This is a genomic window from Salinibacterium sp. NK8237 (genome assembly GCF_015864955.1).
Classification (GTDB): Bacteria; Actinomycetota; Actinomycetes; order Actinomycetales; family Microbacteriaceae; genus Rhodoglobus.
Genome location: NZ_JADYWE010000001.1, coordinates 27,093 through 45,772 on the forward strand (window position 1 = coordinate 27,093; position 18,680 = coordinate 45,772).

An 18,680-nucleotide genomic window follows, 5' to 3' on the forward strand; every position below is an offset into this window, starting at 1 on the left:
GTCAGGCACCTGCGCGGGTGGCCGCGAGTTCCGGGCGTGGCACGCGCAGCGGCTGCGCGCTGGCAGTCACAGCAGTGCCGGTGGGACGCTCTTTGACCCGATCGCCCGTCGCCGATTGCCACAGGTTGATGAGGTCGTTCATGTCCTCGGTCAACTGCGACGCGGGTGAGTAGAGGGCCTCGGCCTGAACCGGATCGTCGAAGATTCCCAACTCAATGGCGCGGAGAACGCTCGACGAGAGTTCCGCCATCTCCAGTAATTCGCGGCTTCGGGTGGCGGACTTCATTCCTACCCGCTCTGCGATGGCCGTGAGACGCCCGTCTGGCGTACTCGCCTGGGCCTTGAGGTCCTTCACGATCGGCGAGTCTGAGCGCAATGTCAGGTCGAACCAGCTGAGCGCGGACACGTACGCGAACTCCTCGCGCGCCAGCGCGCCGCCCTGCCTGCGTTGATTCAGCATGTCGCGGATCGCACGGCACAGCAGCGCGACGTACGAGGGATCTGTGGGGTTGACTCCTGCCGCGTTCTTGCGGTTCTCGAGTCCCATCCAGACTTGGCGCAACAACTCCGTCCACTTCTCGCGGAAGTCGAGGTTCACTCCGCTCCCGACTCCCTGTTTCCACGCGTCGGGGGTCGTGGCGCCGCCCCAGATGTTGGGGATCTGGTGCGGGAGGTCGAGCCCGAACATCCGCCAGTAGGCGTTGCGGCGGTTCACGCGGGCGTAGGGCCGCATCTCGCTGATCACGCCGCCGATGGAAAACAGTGGCGGATCCCTGAAGAACAGTTCCTCCGTGCTGCGCAACCACTTCACACTCTCGGGCGACAGCGAGCCGAGGGTCTCGCCGAGCACCATTCTGCGCACCACCTCCGAGAAGATCTCCATGACGCCGGTGCTCTCGACAAGGTACGCGTAAATCAGCTGGTGCCAGATCAGCCCGCCCGATCCAGGGGAAGCCTCAAGCGGCCCGCGCACGCGCGACCAGTTGTCGGGATTAGTGACGCTGATTCCGGATGGGTCGATCAGCCCCCCTGCAGCCTGCGTTGGCAGATTGAGGTCCTCAATGATCTGGCTCGCGCCGAGCAGGGGAGCGGCGTTCGGGGGAGTGACGCCAGGAAGGGGCGGCACGAGGGCGCCCGCGGCCCAGGCCTCGTCGAGCCATCGACTGAGCTGGACCGGGTGCACGAGAAAAACGGATGTGGCGGGCTTGCCCTGCGCTACAAACGTGTTCGCTAGATTGAGGAACATTGCTTCTCTCCTAGTTCTTGGGTGATTTCGGCGATTTGGGGGAGTTCGAGCGGGCACTGACAGCGGGTTCGGGCAGATGTGCCGAACTCTTCGTCGGGTGCGCAGACGCAGCGATCATGCGACCAGCGGAGTCGTACACCACGGCGAGTACCACTGCGGAGACGGATGATTGACTTGGCACCTCAACGGTGCCTGCGTCGGACAATTCGCCCGCATCGTAGTAGTCGATCTCGCCAGATTTTGTGCGCAGCGTAAGCTCCACCGTCTCACCGCGGCGTGCACGCGGAGGCACTTCGATGACGAGCGTTCTGCCGTGCAGCGTCGACGGCACAAAGCCGCTGAACGTGGACTTGCCGCCTCGCCCGGTTCTCCCCAGCAGACCAGTGATCATCCCGTACCGAAATGCCGTGTCCGACTGAACTACCTCCTCGCGCGTTGGCCCGGAGTCGCGAGGCGCGGACAACGGCCCGCCGGCGAAGCGTGCAATGGCCCTGTCGAACATCTCCTCGAATTGACGCTCGTCCCACCCGGTCGATGCGGGTGCGGTGGACTCGTTAGTGGTCATGAGGGTTTTCCTTTCCTAGGCAACAAGTGTTGAAGGTGGCGAAGTGACGCTGGTGCGCGCTCCAGTGGCGTCGATAGCATCGGCACCCACCTGGGTAACCCAACTGCGGAGAACCGCGCGATGTTCGGCGGCCTTGTGCGGCTCTTCAAGGGACCGCGCAGAGAGCAAACCAAGGATGCGCAACGGTTCGCGCCGGCGCAGATACGTGGATGTGAGGAGCGACGGTCCCGCTTGAGTTGCGAGCGCGGCGAGCGCGCTAGGGCTGACGCGCATCGGGTCGATCAAGTGGGTGACGGTCGCGCCCTGAAACGCCTTCATCGGCCTACGGGTGCAGACCTCCACGATGCGCTCCATCATCCCTGAGCTGATTGTCATGAATTCGCCGGCCTGTCCCGCGCTCTCGACGTCGTGTCGCTCCTGCCACGCCTGACCTAGGTCGTCCCAAGGACCGGCGCCAAACCAACTGCGGCACATAGCGACGTTGAATGCCACGCGCGCCGCGGGGAACGGATGGGGGTCGCCCGGTCGGATGTGGAAGACCTCGCGAGTGCTGCCGTCCACCACGTTGGCGAGTGCCGCGACTGACGACCAGCCGCTCTGCGCCCACGCGTGGACGTCAGCCGCGATCTCGCTCGACCACGACGCCCACATCAGCGCGACGTTGCGGGACGCTGGGGACAGCTCGCGCTCGAGCGCCTCGGCCAGCTCGGCCTTCCACCCGATTTGGTGAGATACCTGGTGTCCTGTCTCGTGGAACAGGGCCGTAGGGTGCGACAAATTGTGCCGGGTGAGTTTGATGGCCGCGGCCGGTGAGGGGTGCGCGTGGTCCCACAATTGGACATCGGCCCGCAGCACGCTCGCTCCCTTGCCGATCGCGGCGTAGACGAGTGCCGGGATGGGCTCGTGCCCGAGCGGGAGCAGAGCCGCAGCCATGGAGTCGGTCGCGAGCGTGTCGTAGCCGCGCAGCAACGATCCCATTGTGGGATTGGATCGCGAGTTGATCGCGGTGCTATAGAAGTCGAGGATCGTCTCCGCGCGCAGGTAACGCGATCGCAGCCGGAGTAGGCGGCGCCTCACCTCGTGTGGTTCGCCGCCGGCATCGTGCCAGCGCATGAGGTCGGCTCCCTCTGAACGCAGTTCCGCGACCATGGCGTGCATGCGGTCTCTCAACTTGCGGCTCAGATAACTTTCGAGCGATCGCCAGCCCTCGGGAGAAGCCGCTGTGTCCAGATCATAGAGAGCGTCGATGGCGAGCGACCAGTGGGCGATTTCTGCGGCGAGCTGGCGCTTTGTTGCTGCACTAGGCACGGTGGTACCCCGCTTTGATCGATAACGTGGGCTCCGCGGGCGACGCGGCGATCAGCGCCGCCTTGTCGGCGAAGCGGAACGTCACCATGAGCGTCACTCCGGAGGCCGCGTCCTTGGCGGCGGCACTGAGCGTCGAGGCCATCCCCGGGAGCTGTTTCGAGAACGCCGTCATCGCCCCAGAAACTAGAATTCCCGCCAATTTCTTGGTGGATCCTTCCGGCATCATGATCTGGCGGCGTTTGGTCATGTGGACGAGCCGCGCCGCGAGCGCGTCGGTCAGAGTCTCGCCGAACACCGACCTCGCGACCTTCACCACCTCGGTAAGTTGACGTGCGTCGAGCATGCGCGCCATGCGATGGGCGTTTCCTTCGCCCACGCGCAGCAGGAGGCGGATCTCAGGTCGTGGCGACGTGAGGTCGAGTCGAACCGAGAACGGGGAACGCTTGCGCAGCCGCTTGCCCGCAACTTTGATCCGGAAAACCCTGCGCGGCGACCCGCGCCCGCGGGCGTTGCTGCCGAGGCGCCGGTTGCGAGCCAGCATCCCGGCGACTTCCTCGGAAAAATCGTCGAACTCGTCGACGGTCGAGGCTTCACCGTCTGACTCGTACTCCGTGAGGTGGCCCACCTCACCACCTGGCAGGAACTCATACAGTTCCAGTTCGCCCTCAGCGGGCCACTCCTCGACCCCTGCCTCGAGCATCCGCGACTCCAGAGTCTCTCCGTTGGTGAATCGCACCGACTGCGCGAGCGACTTATGCACCCGAAGCGGGATCACCCGACTGAACTTCTTGTAGCGAAACACTGGCGCGGTTGCCCGTGGCATCGACACCCACACTCCGCCCTCAGCCGACGGGTCCACGAACTCAGGGCGCAGGAGCGCAGCGGGTATGTGTTGCGCGGCCGCCTCCGCGAAAGCGGCCTGTACCTCACCCTCTAGCAGCCGGTCGTCGTCAAGGACAGACTCGTCGAGGGTCGCGACATGGGCCACGGCCGCCTCTGCTGCCGCGACGAGGGCGGATGTTCCGAGCGTGGGGTCGTTGGCGGCAGACTCGGCCTCGAAGCCGATGAGTTTCAACCCCGAATCCGCGATGTAGCGCGACAGGAGTTTTGCGGCCTGCGACCCGACCAGCGGAGCCATGACGACGGAGAGAGCCTTGGCGACCACGCCGACCACCCGCTTACGGCCCACGATCTTGACGCCGATCTTGAGGAGCGGCATAACGGCGGGCAAGAACTGCTCCATCTCTGCCAGCGGCGTCTGACCGCTCTCCATTTCTGCGAGCTGATGCGCGAGGCGGTCGCGGGCTCGGTCGAGCGTTGCGACGTCAGCCTCATAGGCGTCGCCACCGGGTGCACCCTCATATTCGGATTCGTGTTCAAAGTCGCCCTCGGTGTTGAACGCTGGGGCGAAGAGTTCGCCCGCGACGTCGAGGTCGAACGCCTCGGCCTCGGTGAGCTCGCTGACCTCAGTCTTGATCCCCAACCTCTTGGCCACACGGACCGCGACGGCACGCAATGGTGGTGGCAGTTTGCCGAGCACGCGGCGCAAGACACGCTTGAGTAGCGGGCGCACCGCCTTTTTGATGGCGGCGAAGATGCGCTTGAGCGGGTTCAAATTGCCGATGAACTTCACGCCCTTCTTGATGGCCTTCTTGGCGAAACTCACCACCTTCTTGAACTTGCGCCGCAGGGCCTTGAAAAAGAGTTCTTGAGAGTCGAGCGGATTGCCAGCGTTGTCCTCGTATTCGGCGGCACCGAACAACTCGTTTTCGAGTTCAAGTTCTGAAAACCATTCGAGTGACTGTCCGTCGTGTTCGCGCTCCAGCTCATCGATCATGTATTCCGCCTCGGAGACGATGGACTCCATCCACTGCTCCACGTCGCTCTGCGCAAGTGCAGAGCCGCCCTCGGCCTCGCGCCAACCAGACATCGCGTTGAGATGGCGCCGTGCAGCTTCATTCACCAGACTGTCGACGGCAGCCGAGAACTGTTCATCCTCCATCTCGCTCGCGAGATCTTCGAGTGCCTGACCCTCCCACTCCTCCTCGGTGAGCGTCGCGAAACTCTCCGCGAACGGTGAGGTCATAGGGGATTCCGGCTGCAGGGGCTCGGTGCCTGCCTCGAGGAGCTGATTCGGCTCAACTAGCGGTGTAAATGCGGGTGGGTAGGACTCGCTCGTCATGCCGTACGTGCCGTGAACCGTTTCCATCATTGCTCCCAACGACCGCTGAAGTGGACTGCTGCGAGACCCACGATGAACCCTGAAGTGTTACCGCTGCGTGATGGCAGCGTCACCGTTGCGACATTTCTTGACGACGCAGCCACCGCTCCACTTGGGTGGCTGCCTCCGGAACAGTGGTGGCGTAGAAGACTTCGTCGGCGTAATCGCCCACGGTAGTGATTTTCACCCGCAGTGCCCGCTCCGGGCCTCCCTCGAGCCACACCGCAATGAAGAGCATGGCGTCGTGTGGTTGTGCCTCATCCATAGCGTCGATGGTGATCGCGGGACCATCACCGCGTCATCACCGTTGCATCTCCGCGCTCGACAGCGCTCGGTGACAGTGCGGTGACGCAATCGACGCAAACTAGGACAAACAGTCATAAAGTGGAGATCCAGCCGCGAGCGGTGGGCACGCGATTGATGACCCGTGGAGGGGCCGACGATGACCGTGGAGAGTGGGACATGGGCGCGCTAAGTGGGACGCACCTCACGTTGTTAAATGGGTTCGCTGTAACCCAGGACGGGAGGCCACGCCCGATTCCGGCCAGTGCGACGCGGCTCGTCGCCTACCTTGGACTGCAGCATCAGCCGGTGCCACGATCGCGCGCCGCGGGTGTGCTCTGGCCCAATTCGTCTCAGGATCACGCATTCGCCTGCTTGAGATCTACGCTGTGGCGACTGCGCAAGGTGCTCCCCGAACTCATCCAGGGCGAGGCCGAGATGCTATGGATCGGGGCTGAGGTGGAGGCCGACGTCGACCTCGTCCTTCGTGTTGCCGACACACTCGCGTCTGGTCACGACCCCGACGAAGGCGTGGTGGTGCCGCTGGGCTGGTTTGCGCACGAGCTCCTGCCCGACTGGGACGACGACTGGGTGTACATCGAGCGTGAACATTTTCGGATGACGGCGCTGCACGCTCTTGAGCAGATGTCCGCGTCGTACCGTCGCAAGGGTCAGTTTGCGCAGGCGATCGAGTCTGCACTTGCCGCGATCGCGGTGGAGCCGATGCGCGAGAGCCCACGCAGGGCGCTCGTCGCCGCATTCCTCGCCGAGGGCAACATCTCCGACGCGCTGGCCCACGTCAAGCACTACACAGCGATTCTGGATACCGAACTCGGGGTCGCCCCTTCCGCGCAACTTACGGGGCTGGTGGCAAACCTAGGCCTTGCTAGGGCATCAGCGCGACGGTAGGACGCACGCCGACCGACGCTCCTTTTCTCCGCAACGATCCTCGGAAAGCTTCGAGCCGCGTGCCTGCGAATAGGAAACGTGCTCGATGCACTGACTTGGTTTGGTCGACGTGCTTCAGGGGCGGCTACCCAGAACGTGTGAAGACCAGTCTCTCTTTGAAGACTTCTCCCAGGCCAGGACCAATCCCAGCCGAGTTTCCGAGCCGGTTCACGGAGCATCCGTCTCTTCAGTTCGCGGATGTCACCCCACCGACCTCTACCGCCAGTTCTGCGCGCCGTTCAACCTACGTTTTCAACTGGTAGTTCAGATTCATTCGCCGCTGAGTGCGGACATGGAGCGCGACGCGTGGGCTGCGGTATCGATGCACAACCGCCCATCAGCGGGTCGGGCGCTTCCGTTCGAAGAAGCACCCGCGCCGCTGACTAAGTTTTAGTCCTTGCGCTTGCCGGCGGCCTTGTCTTTCTTGTCAGCGCGCTTCTCTTTGAGAGACTTGCTGGCTACAGTCTTGCCGGATGATTTCTTGGGTGATTTATCGGCCATGACGTTGTCCTCCTGTGAGCCGAGTGGCTCGTGCCCCGAGCGTACCCGCTAACGCTCGTGACGGGCGAGTCGGCGTAGGCCTTCGTCAATACTCACGGCGGGCGACCAGTCGAGCGCCTCGCGGATGTCGCGCTGATCGAACCAGTGTGCCGTCGACAGCTGCTCGGCTAGGAAGCGCGTCATGGGAGGCTCGTCCGCTCCGGGGCGCACTGCCCACACCCGTTCAACGAGAGAGCCTGCGGTGCGTCCAACGGCGGCCGGGATACTCCAGCGCGGAGGCTGAACCCCCGAAGCGAGGCAGATGCCCGCCAAGATGTCAGCAACCGGGCGAGGTTCACCATTAGTCAGAACGTAGGCCTTGCCGTGGGCGACGTCGGCGCGGTGCAGGGCGGCGACGATTCCGGATGCGGCGTTGTCGACGTAGGTCGTGTCGATGAGGGCGGTGCCGCCATTGAGTAGCGGCAGGCGTCCACGGCGAGCTCGGTCGACGATGCGGCCGACGAGCTGCGTGTCGCCAGGACCCCAAACGAGGTGCGGCCGGATGGCAACCACGCGCATCCGGTCGGAATCGCTGGCGAGAGCGAGCAGTTCGGCTTGCGCCTTTGTTCGCGCGTATTCGCTGCGCGCGTGTTCGGGTGACGCAGGCTCGGCACCAACGCCGGCTAACGCGGAGCCCGAGTGCGCGACCGAGGGCGATGACACCTGCACGAAGCGAGGAACACCCGCTGCTTCGGCCGCGGCGAGCACGAGCTGGGTTCCCTCGACGTTGACCGCGTGAAAGGCGTGCGGGTCGCCGGCGAGCGATACTTTCGCGGCGAGGTGGATGACGCCTTCGACGCCTTCCATCGCAGTCGCGACGTTCTCCGGGTCAGTAATCGAACCGAGGAAGTCGGTGACACCGTCGACACCAGAAGGCCGTCGTTGCAGCGTGCGCACGTCGTGCCCCGCGGCGACTGCTTCTGCGGCAACCGCGCGACCGAGAAATCCGGATGCACCGGTGACGAGCACGATCACGGTGCGGTCGGCTTTCCGCCAGCGAGAAGACGCTCTGCCCACCCAGAAAGCCGCGAGCGGTCGATCTTGGAGTTGTGACGGATGTCCGTCGGAAGCTGAGGAACGACGAGCACGGCGACCAGAGGAAGCGCGGTGCTCGCGCGCACTGCTGCTGTCAGCTCGGGGCTGGCAAGGCCGGGGCGCTTGGCCGCGGGAATGGTTTCGACGACCGCGACGGCCTGGCGCAATCCGTGTGGACCAACTCCAACCACGGCGGCACGGCGAACGGCCGAGACAACTTCAACGTCTTGTTCCGCGCCAACCGGAGCAACCGGCCCCGTCGCGCTCACAATCACGTGGGGGAGTCGGCCTTCGACCCAGAGGCGGCCGGTCTCGTCGAGGTGACCGACGTCGCCTGTGCGATGCCAGCGTGCGGGCGGGCTAGCCGGAACGTTCGTTGAGTCACGTGCCTCGTCAGTATCCGGAGTCGCAGCGTCAGTAGACGTAACAGTGGACCCATCCGCGGAGACGGCGGAAGCGGCATCCGTCTCGACCGAAGTCTCACGAGCAGCGGCGCGATCGGTGAGCCACAGGCGATCGTAGTGATCCTTGAGGTGCGGCGCTGAGACGATGATCTCGCCAAGAACCCCGGGCTCAGTGCTCGGTGTTCCGGTCGCGGCGCCGTCGGAGTCGAGCGCGCTGATGCGAATGAGGTTCTCGCCGATCGGTGTTCCCACGCACACGCCAGTATGCGCACCACCGGCGGCGGCACGGATGCCGTCGAGCGTGATGTCCGTCACCAAGAGACATTCGGTCATGCCGTACGGGGAGTGCGGTGTTGCGTTCGGCATGATGGTGGCTGCCGAGGCGAGCAGTTCTGCGCCGATCGGTGCCCCAGTTGAGAGGAAGGTGTGCACGCGCTCGAGTTCGCTGCGGTCGTGATCGGTGAGATCTCCCGCGGTTGCCACGACATTGAGGATCGAGGCGGGGGAGAGGAACACCATGCTGCCCCCGGATGCTTCCACTGCGGCCGCGACAGCGCGGGCGGTGAGAGTGCGGGGAGACGAGACATCCATCGCAGGGGTCACGGATCGCGTGCCGAGTGCCGGACCCAGCAGGGCAAACGGAGCGAATCCGGTTACGAGCCCGGTGTCGGCGGTGACTTCGAAGTGGCGCGCAAGCACGTCCCGCAGAGCAGAAAGCTGGCCGTGACGGTAGACCACACCCTTGGCCGGGCCGGTGGAGCCTGAGGTGAAGAGGATCGCTGCGTCATCCTCAGCCCGCGGTTCGGCGGGGAGGGCTGTGTTGGCGCCGAGCGTGATGAGGTCGCGCAGGCTGTACGAGACTCCGAGCGTTGCGGCGGAAACCTTGGGCAGTCGCGCGGTGGAGATGCGCACTCCGGGCCAACCGAGCGTGCGGGCGGCGGTGAGGCCGGGGGCTTCGCCGATGATGAAGTCGGGCCACGATCCGCGCACGGCACGGGTGAGTCCCTTGACGCCGAGGCCGGCATCCGCGACGACGATGATGGCGCCGATGCGCAGGCAGGCGTAGACCACTGCGGTGAGTGTCGGCCCGGGCGGGACGAGCAACGAGACCCGCTGACCCTTCTTCACACCGATCGCGGTGAGGCCGGCGGCGATATGACTCACGCGGTCGGAGAGCTGTCGCCAGCTGACCTGCTGAGGACCACGTTGCCCGCGCGTCGACATGTCGATCACGGCCGTGGTGGTGTCGTCGGCGCGTTCATCAAGGTTGCGCCAGAGCGGCACGAAGCTCGAATCGTCGGCGTCGGCGTCGGCGGAGGCGGATGCTGCAGCGAACGCTTCCCGGGGCGTCGGCGAGGCCGAGCCCGGGTTCGCGAGACTCGCAGCATTGTCGCCGAGCCAGGTCAGCACCGAGTCGGCGTACGGAACGTCTTCGGCAACGAGGTGGCCGGCACCCTCAAAGCGGTGGACGTTCGCGTGCGGGAGGCGTTCGATGAGGTCGTCGAGGTAGTAGTCGCTGAAGATCGGATCGCGCGGACCCCACAGCATGAGCGCCGGCAGGTCGAGCGTGGCCACAGCGGTGGCGATCCGGTCGAGTTCGCTATAGCTTTCGTGGTTGGCGTCGACGGGGATGTCGGCAACGAAGCCGCCGATTCCGCCACGACGTGCTGCCGTGCGGTACGGCGCGCGGTACGCATCCTTCACCGCCGGGTCGAGCGAATCGGTCGTGAGTGCGAGCGTGGTCTCCAAGAACGCGGTGGTGCGCACGGTGGATGCCGCCAGCATTCCACGGGCGCGCGCCAGCCGCAGCGGCGCGGGGATTGGCTTGCCTGCCTCGTGGTGCACGGCGGTGTTCAACAGCATGACGCCCGAGAGCTGGGCCGGGTGATCGACTGCCCACCCGAGCGAAACGACACCGCCCCAGTCGTGCCCAAGCGAAATAACGGGGCCGGTAAGCGAAAGTGCGTCGGTGAAGGCGGTCAGATCGGCGACCCGCTGCGCGAGTGGACGATGGATGCCGGTGCGCTCAGAGAAGCCCATGTCGAGCTGGTCGACGGCGATGATCCGCCACGCGGGCGCCGCAACCCTAGACCCGTCGCCAGCCCCATCCGCAGCCCCAGCTTCAGCAGCCTGCACCGATTGCGTCAGCAGTTCGCGCCAGTAGTACGACCAGGTCGGGTTGCCGTGGACGGCCAAGACAGTGCCGGCAACGGGCACGCCGAGGCGAGCCAACTCGTCGCCGGTGTCGAGGTAGTGCCAGTCGCGGGTGAGTCCCGCATCCAGACCACTTCCGGGTACAGCGGTAACTCGGCTGAAGCGCGGGTCGAGCCCGGGCAGGTCGTGCGGCGGGCGGGAAGCGGCTTCAGTCACCATGCGAGCTCCATCATTGCGGTGTTGAGGCCGGAACCCACGCCCACCAGGAGAACGCGGTCGCCCTTCTTGAGCGACCCTTGGGCTTCATCAAGCGTGATGGGAATCGACGCGGGGCCAACGTTGCCGTATTGCGGGAAGGTGGTGGGCACGCGATCGCGGTCGAGTTTTGCTGCCTTGACGATCGCGTTGGTGTGTACCGACGACACCTGGTGCGTGACGTAGAGATCCATTGCGGACCAGTCCCATTCGGTGGATGCTTCTTTCCACGCCGAAACGACGAGGTCGAGGCCACCTTTGAGCAGTGCTTTCGCGTCGGTGAACATACCGTCGACGCTGCCGACACAGAGTTCGTGGAACTGGGTTGCCGCGCGGGTGACTCCACCGAGAATCGGATGCCCGGCCGGGTGTTCGTCGGTGCGTCCGAGTACGGCAGCAGCAGCTCCGGAACCGAGCGTGAGCGAGGCAAATTCACTCATGAAGCCGTCACGATCGGAATCCTGCTTCAGCAGGCGGTCGATGGTGTTGGTTTGGATGTCGTCGGCGTCTTCGCCATTGACGATGATCGCGTAGCGAATCTGGCCCGACTCGATCATGTTCGCGGCAAGGTTCATCCCGCTGACAAAACCGAGACATGCGTTCGCGACGTCGAAGTTGATGGCCGAGCTGGGCAGGCCGAGGCCGTGGTGCAGGCGCACCGCTACCGAGGGCTCAAGGTGCTTGCGGCTGACCGACGTATTAATGAGGAGGCCGACTTCAGAGGCATCCACACCAGCTTCGGCTAGCGCGCGTTGACCCGCCGAGACGGTGGCATCGTCGGATGTTTCACCGGCAGCCCAGTTGCGACGCTCGAGCACGCCGGCCACCCGTTGAAGAAGTCTGCTGGGCAGCGCGAGGCGCGAAAACGCCGGGGCGAGACGCGTCTCAAGGTCTTCTGATGTGGTTACCCGGCTGGGTAGTGTGCTCGCGACCGACAACAGGGAAACATTGTTGAAGCGCGTGTTGGCATTTCCGGCCACGGAACCTCCGTCGAGCGAGCCCCGCGGGCTCAGTAAGCAAGAGGCCTAGTTTACGCCAGTTGGCTGAGCCTTGCCTTCTGGTAGCGCGAGCGGAGTTCGCGCGTGTCGCGAGACAGTCGGCGGATGAGGACGCGAACTAGAATTTGTTCTGCAGTTCACAGACGACATCTGCCTCGATCGACGTGCCGTCTTCGAAGGCGCCGGCAAAGCGAACTTCGACGATGTCGCGGCTTCCATCGGGCGTTCTCTCGCTGATCTCTGTCAACGTCGAGATGGTGCCGTTGGCGTTGTTGCCGACCCCAGCGGCCGCCTCTTGGTCACGGAATCGGAAGCTCTCCTCGTTGAGCGCGATGTAGTTCATCAGCATGTCTTCGTGGGCGTCGACGTTGTCGATGCCGATGATGGTGGCAATGTCGCCGTCATTGAGGTCTCCCACGTCTTCGGCGCCGAACCCGCGGCTGATCTCGCAGTCGCCAGTGAAGTCCGGAAACTCGACGCCGTTGATGCGCAGCGTGGCGTTGCCGACATCGTCGGTGCTGAAGCCGGCGGTAGCGGGCTCGTCTGTCGTTCCCTCGTCACCCGTGGTCTCATCCGCTGTCGTCGTTTCCTCAGTCGTGGTGGAGTCTGCGGGGTCGGCGGCGGGGGAGCACGCCGCGAGCGTGGCACTGACAGCGAGAACGATTGCCGCGAGCCGTGCTTTGCGCGCCCAGAGAACGGAAAAGGGCATGAGGGATGAGTGCGCAGTTGTCATGAGATCAAGGTTCCTCGCCGGCAGAGTGGTTGTGCAATAGGTCTTTCGGCGTAGCCGCGCGGGTAGGGTATTTGAGCATGGGACTCAGCGATTCTGATGCGCAAGCTGTCCTGCGAGTTGCCAGTCGGCTTACGCAGCATCCGCCCCTCGAATTTGCGGATGTGCTTGAGGCTGTGCGCGAAGTCATCGACTGCGACAGTGCATCCTTCAATGACATGGTGCTGGCCACCCGCGATTTTAGGTACGTGATTTCGCCCGCCACCGAGATTGTCAAAGCGACCCGGCTCAAGCCCGAGTACGACAAGTACTTTCACCAGCATCCGCTGAACGCGGCCGCGAACTCCGCGCGCGGGCTCGGTGCTATCCGCTTCTGTGATGTTGTGGGCGGCGCGGATGTCACCACCACCGACCTGTACCGCCATTTCTATGGCCCGTTCGGTGTGCGTTTTCAGTTGGTGACGCAGTTGCCGTCGCCACCGGATGTTTTGGTCGCTTATGCCCTGAACCGTAGCGAGCAGATGGGGGAGTTTAGCGATCGCGACGTTGCTGTCATGAGCGCCTTGAGTGGTCATCTCGCGATGCACCACCGTTCTTCGCTCGACGCTGAGCGTTCCCGCCTCGTGGATGCGGAGATGGATCGCTACGCCTGGGCGGTCGTGTCGGTGCGCTCGGATGGCGTGGTGGAGGCGTCTTCGTCAACGGTGTTGGATGCCGGAGCCCGGGTTCCCGACAGCCTCGCGTCAATCATTGCCGACACCGCGCGAGCGCCGGGCAACGATTCTCGTCACGATGTGATCATCGGCACGCACCGGTGGCAGTGCATCGTGCATCCGGTGCGGCTCGGCCCCACGGTGCTGCTGCTGCGCCGGCAACAGGATGTCGCAGCGGACACTAACGCGCTCTTGGTGGCAGGCCTCACCCCTCGTCAGGCCGAAGTGCTGCTCACCCTCGCGCGCACCGGAGGTTCGAACAACGAGCTCGCGCGCGAACTAAGCATGTCGGAGTCGACCGTGAAGAAGCACCTCGAAGGAGTGTTTCGGGTGCTGCAGGTGACGAGCCGGGCGGCGGCGGTGCTGAGGTTGCGCGAGCTTGCGGATCCGGGATCGGGAACCCTGCGAAACTAGCGCCTCTGCCGCTAAAGGATGCTGACGCGTCCTATGAAGTCGTGCCGAGATACTCCGTAGACGCGCTTCGGACGTTCGCAATGCGCTCTTTCAAACCGGGAATGTATTCATCTGGATTCTCGCCGATCGTGTCGAGGTGAGTGCCGATAACGGAGACGAGCTTGCCGATAGCCTCCTCGAATAGTTCGCGGGTTCGTTCTACATCCTGACTCATGTGGATGTCTGTCTCCGGTCCGTCCCAGATTTCAGACCATTTGCCGAAGAACTGGTGGGCGAGGCTATTTCGCTCGGCAACAGCGCGCGTGAGTAGCGCCTCCAGTTGAGGGTCGCTTACTAGCGTTCGAAGCGCCGCGACAATTGTGCCCATAGTCGATGTTGAGAGCGTCTCTACTGCACGTTCGAGTTCGTCTTCTGAAGTGAAGTCCTTAGCGACTGTGCGATTTGCTGTCACTAGAATTCGTAGCCAATATTCCAACGCTTGGGCGCCGTGCATGGCCCGTCCATAGGCTGCGAACACAGCATCGGTGGAGTAATCAGGGTCGCTGGCAGACATACATGGAGACTATCGATGAAACCGAACGGCACATTAGATCGATTCACCCCGAGCCTGCGCAGTCGTCAATGTCACAGCCCTGGAGTGAGAAAGAATTCGACGTAGATCGTAGCCGTTCGAACTGGTGCTGTTAGGGCTACGTGTCAACAGCCAATTATGCTCGACCGTATGGTCAACTCTGCGGTGTTTAGATTCGCGATGCCGAAGGCTGTGCGCATTACAAGTCGTTCCTCAAGCATCACCAACTCCTTCGTAAACGGCATCATTCCTGCGATACCGCCGACAAAAGCACAGGTCGAGGAGGCACTGCTAGTGCTTGATATGGAGGACATAGTTGTGTGCGCTTATTGCGGGGACCCGGGAACGGAATGGGACCATCTGCGCCCGCTCGTTGTTGACAAGCAACCCACTGGTTACATCTCAGAGATCCAAAACCTCGTGCCTGCGTGCGGAAAATGCAACCAGAGCAAGGGTAATAAGCCGTGGCGAATATGGATGTTTAGCTCGGCCCGATTATCGCCTGCCACGCGCGGCGTGTCGAGACTCGAAGAACGGGCGGACCGTCTGGCTGCCTATGAATCGTGGGGCACCCCGACGTTTATTGACTTCGCGTCGCTTGCTGGCCGGGAACTTTGGGCCGACCACTGGCGGAACCACGCGACGATACTCGCCGCAATGAGACATGCAGAACTTACTGCCGATTTAATTCGCTTGAAGGTTGCGTCTTCGAGGGCTGGCAACGAGTCTCCGGCGGTGTTCCCAATGGAGTGAAAACGTCCAAATTCCGTGCTCGTTGGTTCGAAAACCTATTGGGGTCTGTAACTGACTACGCGTCGCGCGGCTCAGGATCGGCGACGATCTCGGGCGAGAGCATCCGCCGCTTCGTGAGGGCAGCTTCTGCCACCAGAATGCCCAGCACGACCGCGGCACCGATGGCGAAGAGCAACAGCAAGAGTCCGAAGTCGGATTCGGGCGCTAGCACTTCGCCGGACTCGGTTTGCCAGGACCAGAGGGCGCGCAGCGAGCCGAGCATGAGGCCGGTCATGATGACGAGGGTGACCCGGCGGCGGTTCTTCAGGAGCCACTGCGGGCCCGAGACGAAGAGGCCCAGGCCGACGATGGCGCCGATCGCGAAGGCGCCGAGGTAGCCGAAGTTGCGGTCGTTCACAGCAGCGAGGGTGGGTGCGTACATGCCGAGGATCAGCAGGAGGTAAGAGCTCGAAACTCCGGGGAGCACGAGGGCGCAGACCGCGAGGGCCGCAGCGAGCGAGACAATGATGAGGGTCGGATCCGCATCCCCGCCACGCGGCAAGCCCGTGAGCGCAGCGGCGACACCGGCCGCCAGGAGGCCGATCAGAACCTCGGGGAACGTCCAACGTCCGCCAATCATGCGGGCCGGAACGATGAGGGATGCAGCGATGAGGCCGGCCGACAGGAAGTCGCGCGCTTCATGCCGGAGCTATCGTCGTCTCTGCCGGGGGATTGATAGCGATCGGGTTCGTGATTTTCGGTTAGTCATCATCTCGGCTACTGAACGGTTTAGAGGTCGCGCGTTTTTTCGATAATCGTTGCGGGGTCTGCGCATGCGCCGACAACGATAGCCATGTCGAGAACTCCGGTGAGCGCCTTGACCGGTGCCGCCGGTTCGAGACGGGCCTGTAGCGCCTGCAGCAGGTTGGCGAGCGCTGCACTGTCATGGGTCACGCCGAATGGCAGTTGGATCATTCCAGGCCGAGTTCCGTCAGCGAGAGCCGCGAATTGGTGGATGCGCGCTGCGGCTTTCGGGGTGTCTGCCGTATCGCGCACCGCGACGGCGTCGCGCAGGCCGATAGTGAGTTCGATGCCGTGGAGTCCAGCCCTGAGGAGCGCGCGACCGGCTACGCCGCGCACACGGGGCGCCGCTTTGGAGAGTAAAGCGTCTTGATCGTCCTTGGCGAATACGCCCGTGATTTCTTCGAAAGGCACTGTGGTGTCACCGCGAACGACAATCCCTGTGGGGGTTATCGCGATTACCGCCCCGTTTGCGCCGTGGGAACGTTGAGCTGCACGACGGATGAGGAGAAGACGGACGAGGAATAGCGCCGCGAGAACGAGCAGCACGATCGCGCCAGCGGTAAGAGTGGGCCGCGTGGCGGCAGCTCCGGGCGGGAAGACGATTAATGAGGCCGCGGCCAACAGCGCGAGGCCAGAAAATGAGAAAAACAGGCGACGCCACGATGTGCTGATTTCTCGGATCCGTGCGGGTGAAGCGGTCAGCTCGTATTCGGGATCGCCTCTCATCGTGGACTGCTAAACAGCAGCAGATGGTCGGTCGAAACGCGGCATCTGACAATGTCAGGGTGAGCCGCCCAAGAGTGAGCGATGCTCGGGGTTACCATTCAACAACCTTAGCCTGTGGGGCTAACGCCGAATTGAAATTATGAGTGGGTTTCTGTCGGGAGCTTTACAGAAGACTAACTATCCAAAGGGAGATGTGCATGGTTGATGAATTCTTCATCTCGAGAGCTATTGTCGCGCGGTATCCTGCTGCCCCTACGACGATTGACGATCCTCGAATTTCCGTTGACAACGCGCGCGAATTTCGCGTCGCGGGCGACCGCGACTCCGAGAACGGGTTCATCGTCGACGATGCCGGCGTCTTCCGCCACGCTCAATGGATTTCGGGCAAAGGTCCTTCTCTAGGTTTTTCGACGAATTCTCTGCGAGCGGTGGAGATGACTTTGATTTTGCTCGATCTCGCACCGTCGCTCCATAAGGGTTTTGGAGTAAGTTGGCGACACCCATCGCTGAGCGGCGGCGAGCTCTCTCCCGCATACACGGTTACGAGCACTGAGGATTCTACGACGGTAACGTGGAATGAGGGTTCTCTATGGATGCTGGAGCAGGGCACAGGATCATGGATTAGAGCATTGGCTGGCTGGCTGCCGTACACGATCGATGAAATTTTCGAGTCGAGAACTAACCCACCAGGTGTGGTGGGGTTGGTGCCGTATCGAAATTTTGAACGTATTTCCCATGACGAGGCTTTGAGGGATTGATGACTGAGAAAGACATGCCTGCACCGCTGTACTCGTGGTTTGAGCCGAAGAAAGACCCGGCGAGCGGTGCCGTCCTTGTCGGGGAGGCGGCGGCGATGGTTGGTTTTGATCCGGCGTTTCCTTGAGGTAGCGGCACTGGGCGGCGGATCCTCCCGGAGCCGTTCGCTATCTCCGAGAGCGGTCGATTCCCTAGCGGACGTCGAACGTTCAGTGCGCCTCTCCGCGATCAGGCGATGCTCTCGCGGTGGTGTGCCCCACCCGATACCGACAATCTCCGGATGATGACAGCGCTAGGCGTCGCGCGGCTCGGGATCCGCGACGATCTCTGGCGAGAGCATCCGCCGCTTCGTGAGGGCAGCTTCTGCGGCGATAATACCCAGCACGACCGCGGCACCGATGGCGATGAGGAGCAGCACGACTCCGAAGTCGGATTCGGGTGCCAGCACTTCGCCGGACTCGGTTTGCCAGGGCCAGAGGGCGCGGAGTGAGCCGAGCATGAGGCCGGTCATGATGACGAGGGTGACGCGGCGGCGGTTCTTGAGGAGCCACTGCAGGCCCGAGACGAAGAGGCCGAGACCGACGATGGCGCCGAGGGCGAAGGCGCCGAGGTAGCCGAAGTTGCGGTCGTTCACAGCAGCGAGGGTGGGCGCATACATGCCGAGGATCAGTAGTAGGTAGGAGCCCGAAACTCCGGGGAGCACGAGCGCGCAGACTGCAAGGGCCGCAGCGAGCGAGACGATGATGAGCGTGGGATCCGCTTCCCCGCCACGCGGCAAGCCCGTGAGCGCAACAGCGACACCGGCGGCCAGGAGGCCGATCAGAACCTCGGGGAACGTCCAACTCCCGCCCACCATGCGGGCGGGGACAATGAGCGACGCGGCGATAAGTCCGGCCGAGACCGCGCGGGTACCGGTGGGATACTGCTCGATCAGGGGAGCGAGCAGTGCAGCGCCGATCACGATGGCGGCGAGCATCCCGATACCAATGGGTAACACGACGTTCCAACGCACCGAACGGAAGTGGGCGCCAGCGCGAGAGAAGCCGCGACCACGGATGCCGTCGGCGACGGTGAGCGCCACACCACGGGCGAGGTGCCCGGCGCCATCGATGAGCGTGTCGTAGACGCCGACGAGGAGGCCGATGGTTCCGCCGCTGACGCCGGGAACGATCTCAGCGAAGCCGATCAGCATGCCGCGAAAGGCATCGCCGACAGTGCGGATGACGGGGTGAACTCGGGTCATCGCTTACTCGTTCTCTTCTCGTTGGCTAGTGGTGC

The 18,680-nt window shown here is 63.5% G+C and carries 18 protein-coding genes; 5 read left to right on the top strand and 13 right to left on the bottom strand.

Annotated features, from left to right (window positions below; translation table 11 throughout):
- Position 1: 1 nt before the first annotated feature.
- The 5 genes from I6E56_RS00145 to I6E56_RS00165 all read right to left on the bottom strand — a co-directional run bounded on the left by I6E56_RS00145 (position 2) and on the right by I6E56_RS00165 (position 5,605).
- Positions 2 to 1,246, bottom strand: a complete 1,245-nt coding sequence (locus I6E56_RS00145) for a hypothetical protein (protein WP_197135341.1) — start codon at positions 1,244 to 1,246, stop codon at positions 2 to 4.
- A gap of 10 nt (positions 1,247 to 1,256) precedes the next feature.
- Positions 1,257 to 1,811: a hypothetical protein gene (locus I6E56_RS00150; RefSeq protein WP_197135342.1), complete on the bottom strand. Its 555-nt coding sequence runs from the start codon at positions 1,809 to 1,811 to the stop codon at positions 1,257 to 1,259.
- A gap of 15 nt (positions 1,812 to 1,826) precedes the next feature.
- Positions 1,827 to 3,119 carry a hypothetical protein gene (locus tag I6E56_RS00155; RefSeq protein WP_197135343.1) on the bottom strand — a complete coding sequence of 431 codons (1,293 nt, stop codon included), beginning with the start codon at positions 3,117 to 3,119 and terminating at the stop codon, positions 1,827 to 1,829.
- Complete coding sequence (locus I6E56_RS00160; protein ID WP_197135344.1) at positions 3,112 to 5,328, bottom strand: hypothetical protein; 2,217 nt, start codon at positions 5,326 to 5,328, stop codon at positions 3,112 to 3,114. The genes I6E56_RS00155 and I6E56_RS00160 overlap by 8 nt, the downstream gene beginning before the upstream one ends.
- A gap of 82 nt (positions 5,329 to 5,410) precedes the next feature.
- Entirely contained in the window at positions 5,411 to 5,605 is a 195-nt protein-coding gene (locus I6E56_RS00165; protein WP_197135345.1) for a hypothetical protein, read from the bottom strand.
- A 326-nt stretch (positions 5,606 to 5,931) separates the two neighbouring features.
- On the opposite strand from I6E56_RS00165, the gene I6E56_RS15145 reads away from it, so the two are divergent.
- Positions 5,932 to 6,531: a BTAD domain-containing putative transcriptional regulator gene (locus I6E56_RS15145; protein ID WP_197135346.1), complete on the top strand. Its 600-nt coding sequence runs from the start codon at positions 5,932 to 5,934 to the stop codon at positions 6,529 to 6,531.
- Positions 6,532 to 7,119: 588 nt separating this feature from the next.
- Here the strand turns inward: I6E56_RS15145 and I6E56_RS00175 are convergent.
- The 4 genes from I6E56_RS00175 to I6E56_RS00190 all read right to left on the bottom strand — a co-directional run bounded on the left by I6E56_RS00175 (position 7,120) and on the right by I6E56_RS00190 (position 12,689).
- The gene (locus tag I6E56_RS00175) at positions 7,120 to 8,085 is read right to left on the bottom strand and encodes an NAD-dependent epimerase/dehydratase family protein (RefSeq protein WP_197135347.1); all 966 of its coding nucleotides are present in this window, start codon (positions 8,083 to 8,085) and stop codon (positions 7,120 to 7,122) included.
- Entirely contained in the window at positions 8,082 to 10,922 is a 2,841-nt protein-coding gene (locus tag I6E56_RS00180; protein ID WP_197135348.1) for an alpha/beta fold hydrolase, read from the bottom strand. The genes I6E56_RS00175 and I6E56_RS00180 overlap by 4 nt, the downstream gene beginning before the upstream one ends.
- Positions 10,916 to 11,938, bottom strand: a complete 1,023-nt coding sequence (locus tag I6E56_RS00185) for a 3-oxoacyl-ACP synthase III (protein WP_197135349.1) — start codon at positions 11,936 to 11,938, stop codon at positions 10,916 to 10,918. The genes I6E56_RS00180 and I6E56_RS00185 overlap by 7 nt, the downstream gene beginning before the upstream one ends.
- A 136-nt stretch (positions 11,939 to 12,074) precedes the next feature.
- A complete protein-coding gene (locus tag I6E56_RS00190; protein WP_197135350.1) occupies positions 12,075 to 12,689 on the bottom strand; it encodes a hypothetical protein in 615 nt (204 codons plus the stop codon).
- A gap of 77 nt (positions 12,690 to 12,766) precedes the next feature.
- Here I6E56_RS00190 and I6E56_RS14930 point away from each other — a divergent pair, with 77 nt between their 5' ends.
- Positions 12,767 to 13,813 carry a LuxR C-terminal-related transcriptional regulator gene (locus I6E56_RS14930; RefSeq protein WP_231606181.1) on the top strand — a complete coding sequence of 349 codons (1,047 nt, stop codon included), beginning with the start codon at positions 12,767 to 12,769 and terminating at the stop codon, positions 13,811 to 13,813.
- A 31-nt stretch (positions 13,814 to 13,844) separates the two neighbouring features.
- On the opposite strand, the gene I6E56_RS00200 is transcribed toward I6E56_RS14930, so the two are convergent.
- A complete protein-coding gene (locus I6E56_RS00200) occupies positions 13,845 to 14,264 on the bottom strand; it encodes a hypothetical protein (RefSeq protein ID WP_197135351.1) in 420 nt (139 codons plus the stop codon).
- A gap of 423 nt (positions 14,265 to 14,687) precedes the next feature.
- Here I6E56_RS00200 and I6E56_RS15385 point away from each other — a divergent pair, with 423 nt between their 5' ends.
- Complete coding sequence (locus I6E56_RS15385) at positions 14,688 to 15,137, top strand: HNH endonuclease (protein WP_374061759.1); 450 nt, start codon at positions 14,688 to 14,690, stop codon at positions 15,135 to 15,137.
- A gap of 55 nt (positions 15,138 to 15,192) precedes the next feature.
- Here I6E56_RS15385 and I6E56_RS00210 read toward each other — a convergent pair whose 3' ends face one another.
- Complete coding sequence (locus I6E56_RS00210) at positions 15,193 to 15,801, bottom strand: undecaprenyl phosphate translocase family protein (RefSeq protein ID WP_255529383.1); 609 nt, start codon at positions 15,799 to 15,801, stop codon at positions 15,193 to 15,195.
- Between the two features lie 104 nt (positions 15,802 to 15,905).
- Positions 15,906 to 16,646 carry a hypothetical protein gene (locus I6E56_RS00215; protein ID WP_197135353.1) on the bottom strand — a complete coding sequence of 247 codons (741 nt, stop codon included), beginning with the start codon at positions 16,644 to 16,646 and terminating at the stop codon, positions 15,906 to 15,908.
- A 197-nt stretch (positions 16,647 to 16,843) separates the two neighbouring features.
- Here I6E56_RS00215 and I6E56_RS00220 point away from each other — a divergent pair, with 197 nt between their 5' ends.
- Together I6E56_RS00220 and I6E56_RS15150 are read left to right on the top strand one after the other, a co-directional pair.
- Entirely contained in the window at positions 16,844 to 17,404 is a 561-nt protein-coding gene (locus I6E56_RS00220; RefSeq protein WP_197135354.1) for a hypothetical protein, read from the top strand.
- Positions 17,404 to 17,529 (top strand): hypothetical protein, encoded by a 126-nt coding sequence (locus I6E56_RS15150; protein ID WP_255529360.1) that lies wholly within the window; start codon positions 17,404 to 17,406, stop codon positions 17,527 to 17,529. Before I6E56_RS00220 ends, I6E56_RS15150 begins: the two co-directional genes overlap by 1 nt.
- Positions 17,530 to 17,694: 165 nt before the next feature.
- Here the strand turns inward: I6E56_RS15150 and I6E56_RS00225 are convergent, their stop codons facing one another.
- Positions 17,695 to 18,645, bottom strand: a complete 951-nt coding sequence (locus I6E56_RS00225) for a DUF368 domain-containing protein (RefSeq protein ID WP_197135355.1) — start codon at positions 18,643 to 18,645, stop codon at positions 17,695 to 17,697.
- Positions 18,646 to 18,680 lie beyond the last annotated feature (35 nt).